The sequence below is a fragment of the Candidatus Binatia bacterium genome (assembly GCA_023150935.1).
Classification (GTDB): Bacteria; Desulfobacterota; Binatia; order HRBIN30; family HRBIN30; genus JAKLJW01.
The window spans coordinates 159,780-180,900 of record JAKLJW010000003.1 but is presented as its reverse complement, the minus strand read 5'-3'; the positions used below and the strand labels follow the sequence as shown (position 1 = coordinate 180,900).

The 21,121-nt window shown below is 67.5% G+C and carries 13 protein-coding genes; 9 read left to right on the top strand and 4 right to left on the bottom strand.

The annotated features are described in order from the left end of the window. Nucleotides 1-1,049: 1,049 nt before the first annotated feature. Both L6Q96_03965 and L6Q96_03960 read left to right on the top strand, forming a co-directional pair. Nucleotides 1,050-1,304: a type II toxin-antitoxin system prevent-host-death family antitoxin gene (locus tag L6Q96_03965; GenBank protein MCK6553730.1), complete on the top strand. Its 255-nt coding sequence runs from the start codon at nucleotides 1,050-1,052 to the stop codon at nucleotides 1,302-1,304. A gap of 2 nt (nucleotides 1,305-1,306) precedes the next feature. After that, nucleotides 1,307-1,738, top strand: coding sequence for a type II toxin-antitoxin system VapC family toxin (locus L6Q96_03960; GenBank protein MCK6553729.1), 432 nt, complete (start codon nucleotides 1,307-1,309; stop codon nucleotides 1,736-1,738). A 77-nt stretch (nucleotides 1,739-1,815) separates the two neighbouring features. Here the strand turns inward: L6Q96_03960 and L6Q96_03955 are convergent, their stop codons facing one another. From L6Q96_03955 to L6Q96_03945, 3 genes are all read right to left on the bottom strand, one after another. After that, the gene (locus L6Q96_03955; GenBank protein MCK6553728.1) at nucleotides 1,816-2,058 is read right to left on the bottom strand and encodes a hypothetical protein; all 243 of its coding nucleotides are present in this window, start codon (nucleotides 2,056-2,058) and stop codon (nucleotides 1,816-1,818) included. Nucleotides 2,059-2,086: 28 nt separating this feature from the next. Beyond that, nucleotides 2,087-2,554, bottom strand: a complete 468-nt coding sequence (locus tag L6Q96_03950) for a putative toxin-antitoxin system toxin component, PIN family (GenBank protein ID MCK6553727.1) — start codon at nucleotides 2,552-2,554, stop codon at nucleotides 2,087-2,089. Nucleotides 2,555-3,527: 973 nt separating this feature from the next. Then, on the bottom strand, nucleotides 3,528-4,376 hold the full coding sequence (locus tag L6Q96_03945) for a hypothetical protein (protein MCK6553726.1): 849 nt from the start codon (nucleotides 4,374-4,376) through the stop codon (nucleotides 3,528-3,530). Nucleotides 4,377-4,689: 313 nt separating this feature from the next. Here L6Q96_03945 and L6Q96_03940 point away from each other — a divergent pair, with 313 nt between their 5' ends. Both L6Q96_03940 and L6Q96_03935 read left to right on the top strand, forming a co-directional pair. Continuing rightward, nucleotides 4,690-5,955, top strand: coding sequence for a DNA repair exonuclease (locus L6Q96_03940; GenBank protein MCK6553725.1), 1,266 nt, complete (start codon nucleotides 4,690-4,692; stop codon nucleotides 5,953-5,955). Next, nucleotides 5,952-9,488, top strand: a complete 3,537-nt coding sequence (locus L6Q96_03935) for an AAA family ATPase (GenBank protein MCK6553724.1) — start codon at nucleotides 5,952-5,954, stop codon at nucleotides 9,486-9,488. Before L6Q96_03940 ends, L6Q96_03935 begins: the two co-directional genes overlap by 4 nt. Nucleotides 9,489-10,147: 659 nt before the next feature. Here the strand turns inward: L6Q96_03935 and glgP are convergent. Beyond that, the gene (gene glgP / locus L6Q96_03930) at nucleotides 10,148-12,331 is read right to left on the bottom strand and encodes an alpha-glucan family phosphorylase (GenBank protein MCK6553723.1); all 2,184 of its coding nucleotides are present in this window, start codon (nucleotides 12,329-12,331) and stop codon (nucleotides 10,148-10,150) included. Between the two features lie 321 nt (nucleotides 12,332-12,652). Here glgP and L6Q96_03925 point away from each other — a divergent pair, with 321 nt between their 5' ends. The 5 genes from L6Q96_03925 to L6Q96_03905 all read left to right on the top strand — a co-directional run bounded on the left by L6Q96_03925 (nucleotide 12,653) and on the right by L6Q96_03905 (nucleotide 20,972). Next, complete coding sequence (locus L6Q96_03925; protein MCK6553722.1) at nucleotides 12,653-13,744, top strand: SLBB domain-containing protein; 1,092 nt, start codon at nucleotides 12,653-12,655, stop codon at nucleotides 13,742-13,744. A gap of 30 nt (nucleotides 13,745-13,774) precedes the next feature. Beyond that, entirely contained in the window at nucleotides 13,775-16,180 is a 2,406-nt protein-coding gene (locus L6Q96_03920; GenBank protein MCK6553721.1) for a polysaccharide biosynthesis tyrosine autokinase, read from the top strand. A gap of 63 nt (nucleotides 16,181-16,243) precedes the next feature. Beyond that, nucleotides 16,244-17,497, top strand: coding sequence for a hypothetical protein (locus L6Q96_03915; protein MCK6553720.1), 1,254 nt, complete (start codon nucleotides 16,244-16,246; stop codon nucleotides 17,495-17,497). Nucleotides 17,498-17,738: 241 nt separating this feature from the next. Next, nucleotides 17,739-20,438 (top strand): O-antigen ligase family protein, encoded by a 2,700-nt coding sequence (locus tag L6Q96_03910; protein MCK6553719.1) that lies wholly within the window; start codon nucleotides 17,739-17,741, stop codon nucleotides 20,436-20,438. Nucleotides 20,439-20,468: 30 nt separating this feature from the next. Next, nucleotides 20,469-20,972, top strand: coding sequence for a hypothetical protein (locus L6Q96_03905; GenBank protein ID MCK6553718.1), 504 nt, complete (start codon nucleotides 20,469-20,471; stop codon nucleotides 20,970-20,972). Nucleotides 20,973-21,121: the final 149 nt, after the last annotated feature.

The window sequence follows — 21,121 nt, the reverse complement described above, 5'->3', positions numbered from 1 at the left end:
CGGAGACAAACCCGGGTGGCCGACGTCAATTACTCTTCCCCATGGGGAGATGTAATTGTCGCTCAGTACCCAGGATGCTCCACAACGCGGGCGCCCGCGACAGCGCGACGCGGGGTGGTTCCCCCGGCGCGGCCTGTGCTTGCCGGGTTCGCGCTCAGGGCGAGGACGCGATAGCCCGCGCCATCCGTTCGTGGGCGGGGGAGTCAGTGGTCGGTCGGACCGCGATCTCGTTGATTTCGTGGTGCTCCGTCCGGCATGCGTCGGGCGGGCACCTGTGTGTGTCTCGCGTCCTCCGTTTCACGATTTCCGCGTTTGCGCGCACGGTGCGACGATTTCTGTGATCCGGATACATGTCGGCCGCTCGGACATATGGGACGGTAGGGGCAACCCTCGTGGTTGCCCCGTCAGCCCCCACGGGGGCAGACACAAGGCCTGCGCCACGGGGGGCGTCCTTCTGACGTGGAGGTCGTGTCGACGGAGTGATCGGCCGGCGGACAGGACCTGGTCGCGCGGAATATGAGGGTGGCGGTGCTCTGTGGGGCGACACGACCGCTTCGCGCCCGGTGGTCAATCCGCCACGTTGCTGGCAGGGCCAGAACGTGCCCATCGCTGAGCGCTACCAGGCCACCATTCCGGTGCCGCGGGCCATCCGCTTTCCGGTCGAGCTCGTGCCGCCGGACGGGTTCGACCCGGCGCGGATTGCGACGGTGCAGAACGCGGCGAGCTGAGGGGTGCTTCTCCCGTCGCGCCTCACCGCTCCGCGCGATCGGCAGCAAGCGAATCCGTACTGCGACTTTTTCGATCGTGACGATGGCGCCGTCTCGGAGCGGCGCATCAATGTCGGTGTCCTTTCGGCAGCGGTGCGTAAGGCAATCTTCTTGAGCCGGGCGGCGGCAGCCCGGCGAAGGCTGAGGGTTCAGCGCGGCGGGCCGGCACCGGCAGCGAGGGTGGCGTGGTAATTCCTGATATCACGGCACGGCGACACGTCCTTCGCAGGGACGCGTGGTGAGACACTTGCGTCCCGGATCAGCAAGTGACACAGTGACACTATGGCGAAGAAGGGATCGATCACGATCAAGCAACTGCACGCCCGGACCGGAGAATACGTGCGGCGGGCGGGACGCGGACGGACGCCGTTGACGGTGACCGACCGCGGCAAGGTGGTCGCGGCGCTGGTTGCGCCGCGGATGGTGCCGCCGGGACGTCGGCGGCGGACGGTGTTGCCGGAGTATGCCGCCTTCCTCACTCGACGGCAGTCGAACGATATCCTGTGCGATCTCGATGCCGTGCGTGGCGACCGCTGACGATGCTGTTCTGTGACACGTCCACACTCGCCAAGTACTACGTTCCCGAGACGGAATCCGCGGCCGTCCGCGTGCGCCTCGACGCCGAGGATCAGGTGGTGCTTTCCGAGTTGGCGCGCGCCGAACTGATGGGTGTCTTTCACCGGCGCCTGCGCGAGCGCAAGTGGAGCCGGGAGGTGTTTCTTACCGTGGTCCGGCAATTCTCGACGGACGAGGCGGGGGGATACTGGACGTGGGTCCCCCTCGATGGCGCGATCGTCGAGCAGGTGGTGCGGACCTACGGCTCCTTACCGGAGGACGTCTTTTTGCGCACGGCCGACTGCCTGCACCTCGTCACGGCCTTGCGCCATGGTTTCAGCGAGATTCACACGCACGACGCACACCAGAGAAACGGGGCTGGCGCACTGGGATTGACGGCCGTTGCGATCGAGTGACGTTGAAAGGCCGTGCCGGCCGCAGCGATTTCCTGTGTCAACGGCATCTCCTCTCCCGACCCTCGACGCGATCCCGCTCAACCCGGCGCCGGTGGACCGCCCCGCAGGAATTCCGCCCGCGGCATGGCGTCGATGCCGATACGGGCGGCGGCGGCGGTCTTTTCCGGATCGCAGAGCAGCAGCGGGCGGTACGCCGGGAACCGTCGCACGAACTCCAGCAGGAGGGTGGTCTTCGCTACCTGCCGCGGACCGGCGAGGAGCCGGATCCGCCCCGGCGGCGGCAATGAGCGTACCTTCTCGGCCGCGCAGTCAATGCTCATTGCATCACTTCGGGGCGTGTGCCTACCGTCACGACGCGCAGGGTGTCGTACGCATCACCGGTCGAATTTGACGAGGAACTGGGAAACGCTCGCAACCTGGACGCCCCGGGGCCTTCATGTGCCGGATCAGATCGAGGTCTCGCTTCACATCGTCGTCGCGCGTGACGAGATACTCGGCGTTGCCCACACTGGCCGTTTCGAGAATGGGGTCGTCGTCCGGGTCGCGGCAGAGCGTCAGCGCACCAGTAACCGGGACGATGCTCGTTCGCGCAGCGATCAATTGCAGATAGGCGTCAACCCTGGCAGCGCCGATCTTGTACTTCTGGCGGATTCTCGGTCGGCAGAGGACGTCGCGGATTTCCTCGAGAATCGGCAGTGCTGCCACCACGTCGATCGCACCGTCTCGCCACAGGTTCACCACCCTGGCGGGTGCCCCCGCCGGGTTGAGGAGAGCCGAAACCCAGACATTCGTGTCAAGCAGGACGACGGGCTTCATGCCGTTTCGCTTTCACCTCGGCACGAGCCTTTGTAATGTCCGCTTCGATCGTAGCAGGCGAAAACCGCCGCGTGTGCCGCCGCACGTTGCGGAGGAGTAGGTCGAGGTCCTTTTGCCACTCCTCTTCGGGGTACACGGAAACGAAGCAGATCTTCCGATTCCCCAGCCGCACGGGCTGCAGTGGCCTCAAGACCCCATCCTCATACACTACTCGGATCACCCGTTGCATGACCCACAGCTACCGCCTCTTCCGCAGAACACCAAGGCCGCCCTGCCGCATCCTGAGCGGCCGGTCGAGCGCGGGAGGTCCTCGGCCCGGCTGCCCCTGCCGCTTAGATGAGGTCCTCGGCACGGGAGAACTTTTCGCAATTCCGAACCTTCCGTGGAGGTGACGATTCAGAGTTGCAGGACGGCCACCCACGCTCCGGCGCCACCTCGATCATCTCGGCGAATTACGCCCGCGGGTCACGTGGCAGGCTCTGCTCGACGATCTGTCGCTGCACAACGACGTTCTCTACTCGCTGCTTACCGTGTGTCAGTTGGTGATCGACATTGCCGGCGAGCTGTCGGCGCGCAGGGGAGAGGCTTTCGAGGATTACACGGAGGCGGTTCGCAACCTGGAAGGCGATCCCGCGAAAGACGGGGCCGAGTGTCGGATGCGGGGCTGGAGGCCGGCTTTCGCCGGGACAAGCTTCGCCGGCATGACGGACGGAATCGTCGCGCCATGCGAGGAAATCCGAGAACCGTAAAACAGCGCGGGCTGGCGCCCGCAACCCAAAGCGAACAACCAGCCCGTTCGCCCCGAGTAGGAGCCCTTCCCCTGGGCTCCGTATCGAGGGGCGCGCCCCCGCCGAGTCTGTCCCTCGATACGCCGCCTGAGAAGACGGCTGCTACTCGGGACGAACGGCGGGGCACAGCCGCTCCATGGCCCGAATTTATTCGCGCCGTGGGCGCAAACTCGGAAATCGTAAAATCAGTGCAGCACCAGGTCGGGCAACTCCACGGGGGTGACGCTGGCGAACTTCTGCATCCGCCGCATTACCTGACTCGCCTCGCCGAGCAACGCCCGGCGCAAACCCGGCCGCGTCGTCCGCGCACACCAGTCGCGCAAGGCCTGCAGGTCGCGCCCGAGCTCGGCCATCTTTACCACGTACTGCCGCAGCCGCCGCTCCTTGCGCGCCCGCTCGATCGCCGCGTTCCAGCGCACGAGCTGGCTGTCGATGACGTTGATGCCCAGCTCCAGCACCGCGTCGTCCCGCTTCGTCAACGCCGGTAGCGGCCCGCGTGCAGCAACGCCCGCTGCCGCCCTCCGCGAGCGCCGCGGCACCGGAGCCGGCGGTCGTGGCGCCGATCCCTGCTTCGCGCCCTGGAACCCGAACTTGCGCAGCACCCCGCTCACCACGCCGACGATCCGCACCTCCTCGCCCCGAATGATCAACGGCAGCATCTCCGGATTCGCCGGCTGCAAACGCACCGATCCGTCGGCTTCGCGGAAGTACTTCTTCACCGTTACGCAGCCGTCGACCTCGGCCACCACCGTCTGCCCGTTGTCCGCCGTCGGACGCGGCTCGACGATCAGGAAGTCGCCGTCGTGAATCCCCTCGTCGATCATCGAATCGCCGCGCACCCGCAACGCGAATACCTGCTTCCCGCCCCACAGCGTCGTCGGTACCGCCAGCGTGTCCGCCACCGGAAACGCCCGATACGGCCGCCCCGCCGCCACCGCGCCCAGCAGGGGAATGTCCATGACGTCCACCAGTTCCATCAGCTCATCCGCCGCGGCGAACACCGCGCCGCACCGCAAACGCGACTCATCCCGCATCCACTCCTCCTCATCCCGCCGGCGACCATAGGCAAAGAAAAGGCGAAGGTCAATTGGATTGTGAAAAAGAGAGTGCGGGACGCCGGTGCGTCGGGGGGCCATGGGGGGGCTTGAGGGCGTGGGGGCGTGAGGGCACGGGGGACGGGTTCGGCAGGGGCGCCGGAAGCGGCCTCGGCATCGCTGCCGAATTTACCGCCGCGCCAGCCGTTGGCCGGGGCGGCGGCGTTCTCTCTGACGCGGCTTGCGGCGCTGCGCACTCGGGGTTACCGTGCTGCGCGCTACGGGTCGTATCCGACACCGAGGAGTTCCGTCGATGAAGTTCATCCACTGCGCCGACCTCCACCTCGGCAGTCCCCTGCGCGGCCTCGCCCGGGCGGAAGACGCTCCGGTCGACGAAATCCGTGCGGCGCCGGAACGGGCCCTCGACAACCTCGTCGATTACGCGCTCGCCGAGGCCGTCGCCTTCGTCGTGATCGCCGGGGATCTCTACGATGGCGATTGGAGCGACTACCGCATCGGCCTGCGCTTCGCCCGCGCCATGAGCCGGCTGCGCGAGGCCGACGTTGCCGTCTACCTTCTTTACGGCAACCACGACGCCGATAGCCGCCTCACCAGGGGCGTGCCCCTGCCGGAAAACGTGCACGTCTTCGGCAACACCCGCCCTCGAACCTTCGTCAACGACGACCTCGGCGTCGCCCTGCACGGGCAGAGCTTCAAGACCGCCACGACGACCGACAACCTCGCACTCGCCTATCCGCCGCCGCGCCGCGGCCTGTTCAACATCGGCGTTCTGCACACCGCCCTCGACGGCCGCGACGGGCATGCCCCCTACGCTCCGTGCTCCGCGCGCCAGCTCGCCGGCCACGGCTACGACTACTGGGCCCTCGGCCATGTCCACCGCCGCGACGTCGTGCACACGGATCCCCACATCGTCTTCCCCGGCACCCTGCAGGGCCGGCACGTCAACGAAGGAGGGGACAAGGGCTTCACCGTCGTTACGGTCGACGGCGACCGCCGGAGCGTGACGGCGCTCGAGCACGTTGCCGCCGACGTCGCGCGCTGGGCGACGGTCGCCGTGCCCGCCGGCGCGGCCGCGACCATCGAGGACGTTGCTCGCCGTTTCGGGGCGGAGGTGGAACGTAGCCTGGGCGCGGCCGACGGCCGGCTCCTCTGTTGCCGCGTCGTCGTCGAGGGCCGCAGCCGGGCCCATCCTGCACTTGTGCAGCGTCCCGACGCGCTCGCGGCGGCCCTGCGCGCCGTCGCGCTCGACGTGGGACGCGACCGTGTCTGGCTCGAGCAGGTGGCGGTGTGCACCTCGCCGTGGCAGGACCTCGCCGCCCTGCGCATCCGGCCGGATGCGCTCGGCGCCCTGCTGCGCGACATCGACGCCCTGCCGGCCGGCGACGACGACCGCGAGGCGCTGCGCCGCGAGCTGGCCCGCCTGCGTCCGCTGCTGACCGACAGCGTCATCGACGGTCCCGTGCTCGAAGCCGTGCGCGACGAGGCGCTCGATCCGATCCTCGAAGCCGCGCGTCGTTACCTCGAAGCCGCGCTGCTCGACCTGGAGTGCGGAGAGTGAAAGTCACCCGCCTCGATCTCGTTCGTTACGGTCACTTCACCGGCGGCGTCGTCGCATTCGCCGCCGATCCCGGCGTGATCACGGTTGTGCTCGCCAACAACGCCGCCGGGAAGACGACCGCCCTTAATGCCCTGCGCGATCTCCTGTTCGGCATACCGCGCCACTCGCCGTACCGATTCCTGCACGACGACGACCCCCGCGTCGGCGGCGAGGTGGTTACCGCCGCCGGCGCCGTCGTGCGCTTCGAGCGCAAGAAGGGCGACAAACGCAGCCTGCTCGACGAACACGGCCGCCCGCTCGATGCCGGCGTCCTGCAGCGCTGCCTCGGCCCGGTCGACCGCGAGTTGTTCGAGAAGCTGTTCGGGCTCGACCACGCCCGGCTCCGCAGTGCCGGCGAAGAGCTCGCCCGCGGCGAGGGCCGCCTCGCGGAAGCTCTGCTGGTCGCCGCCAGCGGCCTGCGCGGCCTGCGCGACTTCGGTACCCGGCTCGCGAAAGAAGCCGAGGAAATCCTCAGCCCGAGCGGCCGTGCCGGCGCTCTGGCCCACAGGCTGCGGGAGCTGCGCGATGGCGAGGCGGCGCTGCGATCGACGTTGCGCACGGTGAGTGCCGACGGCTTCCAGCGCCTCGAGCGCGCACTCGCCGAGGCGCAGCGCAATCTGGCCGCGCAGCGCGAGCGGCTTGCCGAAGAGGTGCGGCGGAAGTCGGCCCTCGACCGGCTCCAGCGCACGATTCCCCTGCTCGCCCGGCTGCACGAGACCCGCTCGGCCCTGGCCGCGCTGGGCGCCATGCGCACTACCGACCCCGACCTGCAGCGCCAGTGGGAGGCGGCCGAACGCCGGCGCGTGGATGCCGCCGCCGCCCGCCAGGAACTCCTCGACCGTATCGCCGCCCACGAGGCCGAACGGGCGGCGCTGCAGATCGACGAGGGGCCGATTGCGGCGGCGGCGGACATCGTCCGCCTGCAGGAGGAACTCGGTGCGGCGCGCAAGGCCAGAACCGACCTGCCGAAACGCGAGGGCGAGCAGCGCCAGCAGAGCGCGGCCATCGAGACGCTCTGCCGCCAGGTCGGGCTCGCGTGCGCACCCGACGAGGCTTTGGGGCGCGTGCCGCCGCGTCCGGCGCGCGACGAAGTACGAGCCGCGGCGCGCGAGCTGCGCGACCTGGCCGCCCGCCTGCCGCATGCGGAACGCCGCCGCGCGGAAACGCAAGTGGATCTCGCCACGCAGACCGAACGACTCGCCGGCCTCGGCGCTCCGGTTGACGTTGCGCCCCTGCGCGCCCGCCTCGATGCCCTCGACAAGGAAGGACTGGTGGCTCTGCTGACCGACGTCGAAGGGCGCATGCAGTCCGCGCTCCGGCGCGCCGACCAGCACGCGGCGGGCTCGCGCCATTGGCGCGGCAGCGCCGAAGAGCTGGCCGCTTTGCCGCTCCCCGAGCGAGTCGTGGTTGAAAGATACCGGCAGACCTTCGATGAAACGGCGATGGCGCTCAAGGACGCCGCCCAACGACTCAAGGCCGTGGAGGAGGAGGAGCGGAGGATTGGTGCGGCCGTCGCGGCGCTGGCGGAGACGCCGTTGCCCACCCCGGAACGCATCGCCGCCGCCCGCGAGCTGCGCGACGCCACGTGGGCGGCAATCGAACGGCGCCACGTGCACGGTTTCCCGCTGGCCGGCGACCTGGCGGCGAAATGGAACGACCTCCTCGGGGACGAGGCGCCCGCGGCGGTGTTTACCGGCCGTGTGCGCGAGGCGGATCGGCTCGCCGACGAGCGCGCCGAACAGGCCGAACGCGTCGAGCGTTACCGCGAGTATCGCCGCCAGCAGCAGGCTTGCACCGAACGCCGCGCGGCACTGGCGGCTGAATGGGAGGCCTTGCGCGAGCGCGACGCGGCGCGGCGCAAGGCGTGGGACGATCTCTGGACACCAACGGCCATCGCGCCGGGCGAACCCGCGGAAATGCTGGAGTGGCTGGTGCGCTGCGAAGAGGTCCGCAAGCGCTACGAGGAAGGCAGCGGCGCCGCGGTCACCGCCCGGCGTTTGCGCGAGCGGCTGGCCGGCGAAACCGCCGCGCTGACGGAGCAACTCGGGGCCGCCGGCGGCGAGACACCGGCGCCCGGGGGCGACGTCGTGCGGGCGTTTCAGAGCGCGGTCGCGGCGGCCCGTGCCTGGGTCGAACGCTGCGCGGCAGGCGCGGCCCAGCGCACCGAGGTAGAGGAGCGGGTCGAGTCGCTGCGCCAGGAAGCGGGACGGGCCGCGCGCGACCACGAACGACTGGACGCGCAGCGCCGGGAGCTGACGGTACGGTGGGAGCGCGCCATGCAGGGGATCGGCTGGCCGTCGACGGCCAGCGTGGATGAAGCCGAGGCCGTCGTCGGCGTCTACGATGCGATCGAGCAGCAGGTGCCGATCTGGCGCGAGACCCGCCACCGCATCGACCGCATGCGCCATGACGCCGCGGACCTTGCGGCGGCGAGCGAGCGGCTGGTCGCCGCCGCCGCACCGGATCTCGTTGGGCGCGACGTCTTCTTCGCTGCCGGGGAAATGCGGAGCCGTCTCGACGCGGCCCGCAGCGCTTGCGCGGCCCGCGACGCTCTCGATCGCGCCCTGACGGAGGCGCGGCGCGCTCTCGATCGGATCGAACGTAAGCTCCGCGACGCCGAAGCGGTGCGGAGCGACCTGCTGGAGCGGCTCGGCGTTGCCGACGACGAGAGTGCGCGCGCCGAGCTGGTCCGCATCTCCACCTGGCAAAGCCTGCGGGCCCGTGAGACCGAATTGCTCGGAACCTTGCAGGCGGCCGGCGACGGCGAGTCGCTGGCGGCGCTCGAACAAGCGGCGGCCACCCGCTCCATCGATGAAGTGCGCGCGGAGCTGGAAGGCATGGCCGAGGCGCATGCCGAGGCGGGGGCGGCAATGGAGGCGGCGGTGGCCGCCGTGCGCGACCTCGAAGCGCAACGCCGGCAGCGACTGGAAGCGGCGGACACCGCGGCGCTGGCCGTGCAGCAGGAAGAATTGCGGCGCGCCTGCGCCGACGCCGCGAGCCGCTACGCGGTGATCAAGACGGCGGAGACGTTACTGCGGCAGGCGATCGATCGCTTTCGCCAGGAATCGGCCGGACCGCAACTGGCACGCGCTTCGGACCTGTTCGCGCACATCACCGGCGGCGCCTACGAGCGTCTGTTCACCGACCAGGACGACGCCGGCGTGACGCTGTTGCGGACACGGCATCGCTCGGGACGCGTCAAGAGCGTTCCGGCGCTCAGCGACGGGGAGCGCGACCAGCTGTACCTGGCGCTGCGTCTCGCTGCGATCGAGGATTACGCCGCCAGGGCGGAGCCGCTGCCGTTCGTCGCCGACGATCTGCTGGTTCACTTCGACGATCCGCGCGCCGCCCGCACGCTGGAAACCCTGCGCCAGCTCGCCGAGCATGTTCAGGTCGTGTTCCTCACCCATCACGCGCATCTCGTCGACCTCGCCCGCGCCACGCTGGGCCCCACCGGTCTGCACCTGGTCGCGCTGCCCGAGGCGGGGGGATGAGGGGGGTCTTGGGGTCTTGAGGTCTTGGGGTCTTGAGGTCTTGGGGTCTTGGGGTCTTGAGGTCTTGGGGTCTTGGGGTCTTGGGGTCTTGAGGTCTTGAGGTCGACGGGGCTCGCTTGGATTATTTGTGAATCCGAGGGGGCCCGCTTTGATGCGGACGACAGTCGCGCAACTCGATCGATACCGGTCGCCCCGAGCTACCAGTTCGCGAGTTCGTCGCATGGTGCGAAGAATTTCGGAACGCGGATTTCGGATTGCGGACGACGGATTCATGAGTTCCGCAATCCGCATTCCGCAATCCGCAATGGGTTGCGGACGTCCGCCCGCGCTTGCAACGGCCTGAGGCCGATCTCTTGAATATACCCCCGCGCGGTGTTCGGCCGCGACCGATCGGAGTCGGGGTCGGTATCGGAATCGGAATCGCTTTCGGTTCGCGACGCTCGACTGACCGGGATTGGGGCTAAGTACTCCGGTTCATTAGTCCGGCGACGTATTCCGTTCGTCCCGAGTAGCGCCATCTTTTCGGCGGCGTATCGAGGGGCGGGGCCGCAAAGCCGCTCGCCAGGCTGCCCCTCGATACGCCCCTGAGAAAACGGGGCTACTCGGGGCGAACGGGAAGCGTCGTACGGAATACGTCGCCGTAATTGTGCCCATCAATACTAAGCCCCCGGTCCGTACATTTTCCTCACGTAGTCCTGCAGCATACGGTTGGCCGTGAACTGCGGGATCAGGGTGCGCATGGCGCGTTTGATGCGGCGCACCCAGCCGCGCGGGATGCCGTCGGCGTCGCGGTCGTAGAACAGCGGCAGGACCTCCTGCTCCATGAGGTCGAAAAGGGCGTTGACGTCGTGTTCGTCCTGAACCTGGGGATCGGCGACCGGCGACTGAATCGCCCATCCGTTGTCGCCGTCGTAGCCCTCGATCCACCAGCCGTCGAGAACGCTCAGGTTGATGCCGCCGTTCAGGGTAACCTTCATGCCGCTGGTACCGCTGGCTTCCATCGGCGGGCGGGGAAGGTTCAGCCACAGGTCGACACCCGCGATGATCCGCGGGGCGCTGTGGAGATCGTAGTCTTCAATAAAGGCGACGCGGCCGGCGACCAGTGGCGAATGCTTGAGCTGAAAGAAATTGTGCAGGGTGTCCTTGGCGTCCTGGTCCTCGGGGTGGGCCTTCCCGGCCACCAGGAGCTGCATGGGGTGTGCCGTGTTGGCGAGCAGGCGCAGGCCGCGCTCGGGGCTGCGGCTGAGCAGATAAAATCGCTTGTACGTGGCCATGCGGCGGGCGAAACCGACGGTCAGTGTGCCGGCATCGAGGGTCATGGCGGCGGCTTCGACGTAATCGGGCGGTTCCCCGCGGGAAAGGCGGTCGCGCATCGACTGCTCGCGCGCGTACTCGACTAGGTCGGCGCGCATCGCGCAGCGCACCGACCACAACTCCGCGTCGGGAATGGCATCGATGCGGGCCCACAGATTGGGGTCGGCTTCGCGTTGCCGCCAGTTGGCGCCGAGGTGGCGATCGAGGAGGTCCTGCATGCGCCCGCCCATCCACGTCAGCGTATGGACGCCGTTGGTGACGTGATCGATCGGGACCCGATCGACGGGGCGTTCCGGCCACAGTGGCTGCCACATGGTGCGTGCGACTTCGCCGTGCCGGCGGGATACGGCGTTGCAGGCGCGGCTGGTCCGCAGGGCCAGCGGGGTGATGCTGGCCGGTTCCTCGCGGTTGCCGGGCTGAAGACGGCCGAGGTCGAAGACCATCGTCCGCGGCGCCCCGAGACGGTCGAGAAAATCGCCCAGCACGGCTTCGATTTCGTCCTCGCGGTAGCCTTCGTTGCCGGCGGCCACGGGGGTGTGAGTGGTGAAGATGCTGGGCTGGCGCACGATCGCCAGCGCCGCCTCGACCGAATGGCCGGCGGCGATCTGTTCGCGCAGACGTTCGAAGCGCCCGAGGGCGGCGTGGCCTTCGTTCATGTGGACGATGCTCGGCTGAATTCCCATGGCGCGCAGGGCGCGGTTTCCGGCGATGCCGAGAATGGCGTACTGGGCCAGGCGAGTGTGGCGGTCGCCGACGTAAAGCCGCGAGGTGATCCAGCGGTCGATGACGTGATTTTCCTCGCGGTCGGTGTCGAGGAGATACAGCGGTACGCGGCCGACATCGACGCGCCAGACCTTCACTTTGACGGTGCGCTTGCGCAGGACGACGTCGACGTTCAGGGGCGTCCCGTCGACGTCGGTGACGCGGACCATCGGCAGGCGCTCGAAGTTGGTGTTCACCCAGTACTCGTGCTGCCAGCCCCAGCGGTCCATACGCTGATGGAAGTAGCCCTGGCGGTACAGCAAGCCGATGCCGACCATCGGTAGGGCCATGTCGGAGGCGGCTTTCAGGAGATCGCCGGCGAGAACGCCGAGGCCGCCGCTGTAGATCGGCAGGGAGCAGTGGATGGCGAACTCCGAGCAGAAATAGGCGACCGGGTTTTCCGCCTGGATGCCGAGATTGGCCGCGGGTGCCGCCAGTTCGGCGTCGATCGCGGCCGCGAGTGCCTCGACGCGGGCGACATAGGCGCCGTCGCCGGCCAGCGCATCGAGGCGATGTGGGGCGACGGCTTCGATGACGTAGCGCGGGTTGTGTTCGCTGCGGCGCCAGATCGAGGGGTGGATCTCGCGGAAGACGGAAGCCCCGTTCAGGCGCCAGGACCAGCGGTAGTTGTAAGCGAGGCGCGCCAGGGGCACGAGCGGTTCGGGCAGGCGTTCGGCAAGGGTGCGGGTGGCGCGCAGGAGGTCTCCCCGACCGTCGCGGTGCGGTAGCGAGACGCCAACCGGGGGGTCGCCATGGACGTTGGCCATTGTGCGCCGTGCTTACGTTGCGTGGATCGCGGGTTCAAGGGGGCGGGGGGAGCCGATTTCCACCCCGGCCGGTTGCCGTGTTGCCCGTTGACAGCCCTGTCTACCTCTCGTAGACTCCGGCCGCGGTTTTTTTTTGGCATGCGACGCGGTGTGGTGCGGGGAGCGAAGCATGTCGCGATGGTAGTGCAAGCTATGCTCGCGATAGGGCGCCCACCTGTTGGGTACGTGTTGACGGAGACGGTCGCGGCGCGAAACCGAGGCGGTCGCAGGTCGTATTGTACCGTCGGCAGGTACTTCATCGGGGCCCTGGCGGTTGCGGTTGTGTTGGGGGGGTGCAGTGCCGGGAAAGGGGAGACCCCCGTCGCCGCCACTGCGGGAGTGGTGCGGCCGGATAATCCTTGCAGCCAGCCCGACGCACTGACCCGTATCGATCAGATCGTCGCGGCTCGGCAGACGCTCGAACAGAAGACCACCGATTACACGGTCGGCGTCGGGGACCTGCTGACCATCACCATTTATAATTACCGGCCAGACGGCGGCGGGGATTTCTCGACCGAGGCGCGCGTCGACGACCGCGGGGTCATCGCCGTGCCGATGATCGACCCGGTTGAAGTCAAGGGGCTCAGCCTGGCGGCGACGCGCCGCAAGATCGCCGAGCAGTTGCGGCGGGAGCAGGTGCTCAACGACCCGCTCGTCGGCGTTTTCTTGAAGGACTATCAAGGCCAGCAGGTGGCCGTTTTGGGTGCGGTGAACAGGCCCGGCCTGCATTCGTTGTCCAAGGGTCGGCACTCCATCGTCGACGTGCTGTCGATGGCCGGTGGTCTGTCCCAGGGGACCGGGGCGCAGGGCGCCGGCAATTACATCCTTTTCCGTCCGGTCGAGCAGGGCGCCGGCACCGACGTAGCCGTCCTTGGCGACAGTCTGCAGATCACCCGCGGCGGCGGAGTGGACTTATCCGTGACCAACCAGAAAGGCATGGTCCCCATTTGTATGGAGGGGCCGCACGGCGAGGCCAATACCGAGCTTGCCGAGTTGTACGTGCGCGGTGGCGATCTGATCGTTGTGCCGGATGCCGGCAACGCGCTCGTTCAGGGCGAGGTGGAGAAGGTCGGTTCTTATCCTCTGGCGCGCGGCACGACGCTGACCCAGCTCATTGCCAGCGCGGGAGGGTTCATTTACCCGGCCAACCGCAACGCTGTGCGCCTGGTGCGCACGACCCCGAATGGTGAAAGCCTGGCGTGGACGATCGACATTGACCGCATCGAGAGTCACGAGGAGCCCGACGTCTTGCTGGAACGTAACGACCGGGTCGACGTGCCGTATACGATGACCAAGAAGGCGCTGTACGGGATCTACTACACGGTGACGACGATCGTGCGTTTCACCATCGGCGGGGCGGTGTCGGTGATCTAACGAGGGTTGGGTAGAGGAAGAAGGATGCAGATGCGACGGGTCGAATATCGGGGCGGACCAGCGCACGTCGAGGTGTTGCCGCCGGACGACGGGCCGGATCTGTCGGCCCTGCCTCGTCGCGGCGTGTCGTCGAGTCAGGATGCATTGCACTATTACTGGAGACTTCTGTACGGCCGCCGCTTTCTGCTGCTGGCGGCGGCACTCCTCGGGCTGGGTCTGTCGGCGGCGTATACGCTGCGTCAGGTGAAGCTGTACACGGCGCAGTCGACCATCGAGTTCAAGCAATCGACGCCACCCGGCAAGGAGGTCGTCAGGTTTCCGCGGGTGGAGTCGATACCTCCGACCCTGGCAACTCGGTTGCTCACGACAAAGGTGCTCGCGGCGCGCGCCGTCAACAGCCTGCGCGCCCAGGGCGTGGCCTACTTCGATCATGCCGCGGTGGACCCCGGCACCCCGAGCCTGAGCGGTACCGCCTGGGCGGCAGTGGTGTCGCGGATGCGGGCGACCGTCGGCGGCGACGAAGAACGAGAGGAACCCGACGACGTCAATGCGCCCTCCGAATGGGAGGGCGTCGGTCTCGACGTCATCAACGCCTACTACGATCACGTGGGGATCAGCCCCGTGCGGGCCACCTCGCTGGCCGATATCGTCGCCGTCCATCCCGATCCCACCACCGCGGCACGTATCGCCAATGCGCACGCGAAGGCGTTCATGGACATGGACGAACAAACCCGCGCCCTGTCGATGAGCGACGCCAACAGCTACGTCCGCCAGCAACTGGAAGACGTGCGGACCAAGCTGGAAACCTCGCGCCAGACCCTCAACGATTTCCAGCGCGAGAACGGCATCCTGCACCTGCCCAAAGACAACACCACGATCACGCGCGCCTCGTTGCAGCAGCTCAACGAACTGCTGACCAAGGCGCAGGGCGAGCGGATCGTCGCCGAGGCCAACTACCGCAACGCGCAGGCAATGAGCCCCGAGGCCCTCGCCGGGACGTTGCCCGACCCCGGCTTGCAGACGATGCGCGACGAGCTGTCGGGTCTCAAAGCCAAGCACCAGGCAAATCAACGCGAGTACGGGGCCAACCACCCCGACATGGCGGCGCTGCGTTCCCGGATCGCAGCTCTCGATCAGCGCCTGCGCGAAGCGGGATCCCAGGCCCGCGAACAAATGCGCACGACCCTCGATGCGGCGCTCGCCAAGGAAGCCGAGCTGCGGCAGAACTTCGAAAAGGTCAGTGCCGCGGCGAGCAACGAGGACAAGTTGCTGGTTCAGATGCTGATCTTGCAGCGCGACGTCGAGAGCAACCAGGAACTCTACAACACGCTCCTCAGCCAGGCCAAGGAACAGGACCTGCTGACCAACGGGTTCCGGTGGACCGGAGTCAATCTGGTGGACCGGGCCGTGGTGCCGCGGGTGCCGACGTTTCCCAAGACGAAGCGCAACCTCGCGATGGGGCTGTTTCTGGGGTTGATGGCCGGCGCTTTCGGCGCCATTCTGCTGGACCGCCTCGATACCCGCATTCACACGCCGGAGGACATTGCCGAGTGGCTGCACCTGCCTTCGCTCGGGGTCATTCCCGATTTTCAGCGGGTGTTGCAGATTCCGGCCTACGGTAAGCCCGCCCTGGAAGCGCCGGCGGTGGGTGACGGCAACGGCAATGAAGGCGGTCACGGTAACGGCAGCGGCGGCGGGCGGCAGGTGGTTACGGTAACCAACCCGGGATCGGTGATCAGTGAGGCGTATCGCAGCATCCGGACCAATATCCTGTTCTCCAGCCCGGGCAATCCCCCGAAGACCGTGCTCGTGACCAGCAGTCAGGCGTCGGAGGGGAAGACGGTAACGACGATCAATCTCGCCGTCAGTCTCGCCATGAGCGGGTCCAATGTGTGCGTCATCGACGCGGATATGCGTCATCCGTCGTGCCATCAACCGCTCAAGGTTCCCAGCGAGCCTGGTCTCAGTAACGTGCTCACGGGACAGTGCGAGTTGGCGGACGCCGTCGTGCGCTCCCCGATGCTCAGCGGCAAGAACGGCGATCGGAGCCGCTTTGGTCTCTACGTGCTCCCCGCCGGACCGCCGCCGCCGAATCCGGCCGAACTGGTGGGTTCTGCGGTCATGAACGAGGTTTTGGCGACGCTTTCGGAGAACTTCGATTTTGTACTTGTGGACTCGCCGCCCATTTTGCCTGTGACCGATAGTGTGGTAATGGCAACCAAGACCGACGGGGTCGTGGTCGTGGTCAAGGCCAGCGAATGGGGCCGCGACGTTGTGGGTAAAGCCCTGTCGCACCTCGATGCAGTGCGGGCGCGTGTGCTCGGTGTCGTCCTCAATTCGGTAGACGTGAAGCGTGGCGGGTCGTCGTACTACTATTACCGGCACTACCACGGTGGATACTACGGATATTACGGTAACTCGCAGCAGCAGGCGTGAGCAGGTGAAGCTGGCACGGTACGTTAAGAGGGATGTCGACAGGACGTTCCGGGGAGGAAGGCTATGAAGGGAATTCGGACGATGTTGAGGGCGGCGGCGCTCGGGTTGGCGGCGATACTGGCGGCACCCGTTCTGGTTGCCGCTCAGGGAATCGTCAACGGCGATTTCGAGACCGGCGACTTTACGGGGTGGACGGTGCTGTTGCACCAGGCCACGGCGCCGCTCGATGAGGGTGGAGGCGACAAGATGGTGGGCGCCCAGGTGCTCACCGGCGACGACTTCTTCCGCGACGGCGCTATCCAGCCGGGCGTCCTTCCGCCCAGCGGGGTCTTTATGGGATTCATCTCGTCGACCCCCGGGGGTACCGAGCTGCCCTGCATGGACATCATCGACCCGCAGGTCTGTCCCATTACGCGGATGGTGCAGCGCAACCCGCCGACCAACGTCGATAGCGACTGCAACGACAGCACGGACCCCGACTTCATCTGCCCCGGACCGTGCATGTCCTGCCCGTACATCGAGTTCGATACCACGAGCATCTCGCAGGAGTTCGTCGTCACACAGGTGCCGGCGAGGCTCTCGTTTGTGTGGAGCTATTTGAACAGCGAACGCCCCGACGAGTTCCACGACGACCTTCACGTCGTACTGACGCCCGTCAACCCGCCGGGTCCGGACATCCAGGTGTTGGGCCTGACCGCCGGCAACCCCAACGGTAATCCGTTCAACCAGTCCTACACGGGGACGTTCGAGTACATTCCGTTCGCCAACTTCGACACGTCGACGTACGAAGTGATAACCGACCCGCCCGGCGGTCCGGCGGATTGTTTTTACGGCGATCAGGGCCGGACGCCGTTCCAGACGACCGTCGTGCCCATCCCGAGCCCGGGTGTGTGGCGGGTGACGTTCTACGTGGGCGACGACGGTGGCGACGCTTGCATGGATTCGGGCGCGATCATCGATGACGTGCGGGTCAGTCAGGGTGCGGCGGTGCCGGCGATGTCCGATCGCATGATTCTCGCGGCGGCGCTGCTCCTCCTCGCGGTTGGGGCCGTAGCCGTTGCACGCGGCCGGAAGCGCCGGGCGATGCAGCATCTGTGTACGGTGATCGCCGGGGTATTGCTGGCGGGTTCGTTGTTACTGGTCCAGCCGGCGACCGGGGCGGTGCCCAGTACGGGGAGCGACGATCCCGCATTCGCCGCCGGCGAGGAAGACCCCGGCCTGATCCAGGAAGCGCGTCGTCGCCGCACGCCGCGTCGACCGACGCGGAATCCGACGCGCCGCCCGACGCCGCCGCCGACGCCGTCGGTCACGTCGTAGGGCGTCATCGAGTTAAGCAAGAGACCCCGGGGCGTGGTCCGGCGCCACGCCCCGGGGCAAAGGTCGTATCGCAGCGAATGTTCCAGCCGCCGGCCAGTCGTACCAGTCCTGCTCCCGCCGCACCTCGTACCCCTTCAACCGGGACCGTCACCATGAGTTCGGTGCCGCCGGCCTGGCCTGAGGCAAAGCATTTCGAGGCCGGCCGAGGAAACGCCGAAAAGCATCTTCCGGAGGCAGTTTTGTGAACCCTCGCCGCCTGCTGGACGTCGTAGCCCTGTGGGGCACGGCGTCGCTGGTCGTTGTCGCGGTGCTCCTGCTGGCGTCGGTGAGCTACACGGGACGGTACGCGATTCAGTTCGGGGCGGCGCTGATCGGCGTCGTGTGGTGCGCCCGCCGGTTGTTCCGATCTCGCCTTTCCGGACGCGGTCGGTCCAAAGAGGGGGCCGACGACGTAACGGCCAATCCGGATGATGGGCCGGGACGTGAACGAGGCGGAGAGGTGTCGGCTCTGAGTACGTCGGGCTCTGTGCGCCATGCGCTGTCTCGGTGGGTAGAAAGGCTAACGTCACCTGAGAGTGCCGGGTCGACGGCGGCGCTGGCGTTTGCAGCGTTGATCGCGCTGCTGGTCTTTCCCCTCTTGCCCCTGCCTCCGATGCTGATCGGCCTCCTGTCCCCGTCCGGTTTCGAGGCGACAAGGACCGCGCTTCCGGGTTGGCCCGAGCAGGCTCCTCTGGGAGACGTGGCTGCGGCTGTGGAGATGACCTCGCCGTTGCCGGGAGCGGGAGCCTGGCGACCGCTGTCTCTGGTGCCGTGGGATACTTTGTCGGCGTTGTCGATCGGTGCCGCCTACCTCCTGATCGGGTGCGTCGTGGCGTTCTACCCATGGCGAGACGCGATCGGCACGCTGCGCCGGCTGATCGGGTTGCTGATCGGCCTGGCGCTGATGCTGGCGATCTACGGGTATTTGCAGGCGTCGAGCGGGTACGGACGGATTCTGTGGTTCGAGTGTTACCGCCCGGTTTGCATGGGTACGTATCCCAACAAGGACCACTTCGCCGGTTTTCTCGAGATGATCTTTCCGCTAGCGCTGGCGTGGGCGATCGGTTGGTGGGAGCAGGCCCGGCGCGACCCGGTTGTGCGGGCCCGCCGGCGGGGGCTTGTCTGGCACGTTTCGGATTACAGCCGGCTGTTGTCGCATCCGACGGTTGCACGCGCGGCGATTGCGGGGACGGTGGCGTTTCTGCTCTTCGTGGCGCTGGCGGTATCGGGTTCGCGCTCGGCGTTTCTGGCAACCTTTGCGACCCTGGCGATCATGGTGCCGCTTCTGCCGCCGGGGGCGCGCGAGGAGCGCTCCGCCCCGGAGCGCTGGCGCGATCGTTGGTTCGGGGCGTGGGGCGAGAAGGCGAACCGGCTTCGCCGTTCGCGGCGCCGGCGTTCCGGCGGAGGGAACGCATCTCGCCACGCTTCCGTGAAGGCGGCCCCGCCGGCCCCGGGCGCCGACGTGTGGAGCGCTCCTGCCGAGGACATCGTTTACGAGTACCCGTTGCGTAACGGCTTCGGGGCGAGCGTCGAACCGCAGCGAACAATAGCCGCCTCGCCGGCGTCGGCGAACGAGGGCCCGGAGACGGAGAGCGCCGAGGCGGAGGGTCCCGTGTTAGAGAGTGAGTTGGCCGAGGACCTGCGAATCGCGCCGCCAGTGCCGGAGCCCGAGGCGACCGGGCGGTTGCGTTCCCACGTCGCGTTGCTGCCGGCGGTGCTGGCTTTTCTGGCCATCTTCTATCTGACCTTTCCGCAGATCTTTCCGCGTTTGTGGGAAGGCGAGCTGGCGCGGCACTGGCTGACGCTCGATACGTTGAACCTCGCGGTGCAGTACCCGCTGTTCGGTACCGGGCTCGGAACCTTTGCGGCGGTGTTCCCGCTATATAAGCCCTACACGTTCGCGGCTTACGAATTCGGGATTCCGGCGGCGCACAACGATTACGCGCAGTTCCTTGCCGAGACGGGAATACCGGCCGCTCTGACGGCCGCCGCGTTGTTCGGCCTGTTCGGTGTGCGGGTCTTTCGCGTCTTGCGCGGGGCCACCAGCCGTACGCCCGACGCGCTATTGCGCTGGGGTCTGGCCGCGGGCGTGCTCGCCATGCTCGTGCACTCGTTTACCGACTTTAACCTCCACCGCGCCGCGAACGCGTTGGTGTTTGCGGTCCTGGTTGGCGGACTCGTCAGAATCACGCGTGAAAAGAAGTCTCGCGGCCACAGTCCTCGGTCTTCAGTGACCAGTGCATCGCCGGTGGCTCTTAGGCTTCTGGTGCCCGTGGCGGCCGGCGTCTGCTGCGCGTTCTGGGCTTCCTGGACGTGGACCAACTGGAGTGCGGCGGCGGCGTATCACGCCGTGTATCCGGACACCTGGCTCACCAATCTAGCCGAGACCCCGCCCGTGCTGCCGGATGCCGAACGGATCGATCTGGTGCGCAGGGCGGTGGAGTTGGCGCCGGCGGCGCCGGAGTATCAGGCGGGGCTTGCGGAGCAATTGCGGGCGGTTGCCGTGGACGAGGAGGTGGGCCCCGCGTTCGGCACGCCGGCATTCGACGAGGCCATGCAGGCGTCGTTTCGCGCGCTCTGGGCCAAGCCGCTGCAGCCGGAGGTGCTGCTCGGGCTCGTTCAGGTTGCCGACCCGGTGTACGAGCCAGACCCGGGCACCGAGCCGGGAGTGCTTTACGACCTGGTTGGGCGAGCGACGGCGCTGGCGCCATACGACCCGCGCCTGCAGCTTGCCGCCGCGCGATGGTACGTGGACAAGTGGGAGCAGCTCCCCGAGCAGGTGCGCCCCGATGCCGCAGTGCGGATAGAGAAGGCTCTCGTGGCGGCGGCGCAATCCCCGGAGCTGCAGAAGGACGTCGGCGTGGCGCAATCCGCTTTTCAGCGCCGGCGCGAGAACGGTTGAACCGGTGAGATCGGAATCATGGGGCGCGGCGTGAGTGTAGATCATCCATGGTACGCGGTGCAGACGCAGCCGCGGCGGGAAGAGGTAGCGGAGGCGCGGCTTGGTGCGCTGGGCGTTGCGGCTTTCTGCCCGCGGTACAGGCGGCGGGTGATCCTGAACGGTTACCGGCGCGAAGTCGTGCGGCCGTTGTTTCCGGGTTATTTGTTTGCGGCGTTCGATCGGCGGGAAGCGTATCGGGCGGTGCACTATGCGCGCGGGGTGCGCGGCGTCGTCAGTTTCGGGGAAGAGCCGGTCACGGTTCCGGACGAGCTGTTACGGTGCATCCTGGCGCGGCAGCGGGACGGCTACGTGCATCTCGACCCGCCGTCGTTGCGCGACGGTCAGCGGGTGGAAATCGTCGCGGGGCCGTTCAAGGGATACACGGGCCTGTTTCGGTCGCAGTTCAGCGGCGCCGACCGCGTCGCGATCCTGTTGGAAGGGCTGCGGCTCCAGGCGCGCGTCGTGCTGGAGCGGGAGATGGTGCGGGAGGTTTAGGGGGAAGTGGGGATGAAGAATGACGAATAGACGATGCAGAGTGCGGGATGGCCGAAAGGACGGTTCGTCCGTCGGTCGTCCTCGTTCGGTTTCCATTCGTCGTTCCTTATTCTGACTTCGTCGGGTTTCCGTTCGGTTTCCCGGCGGGC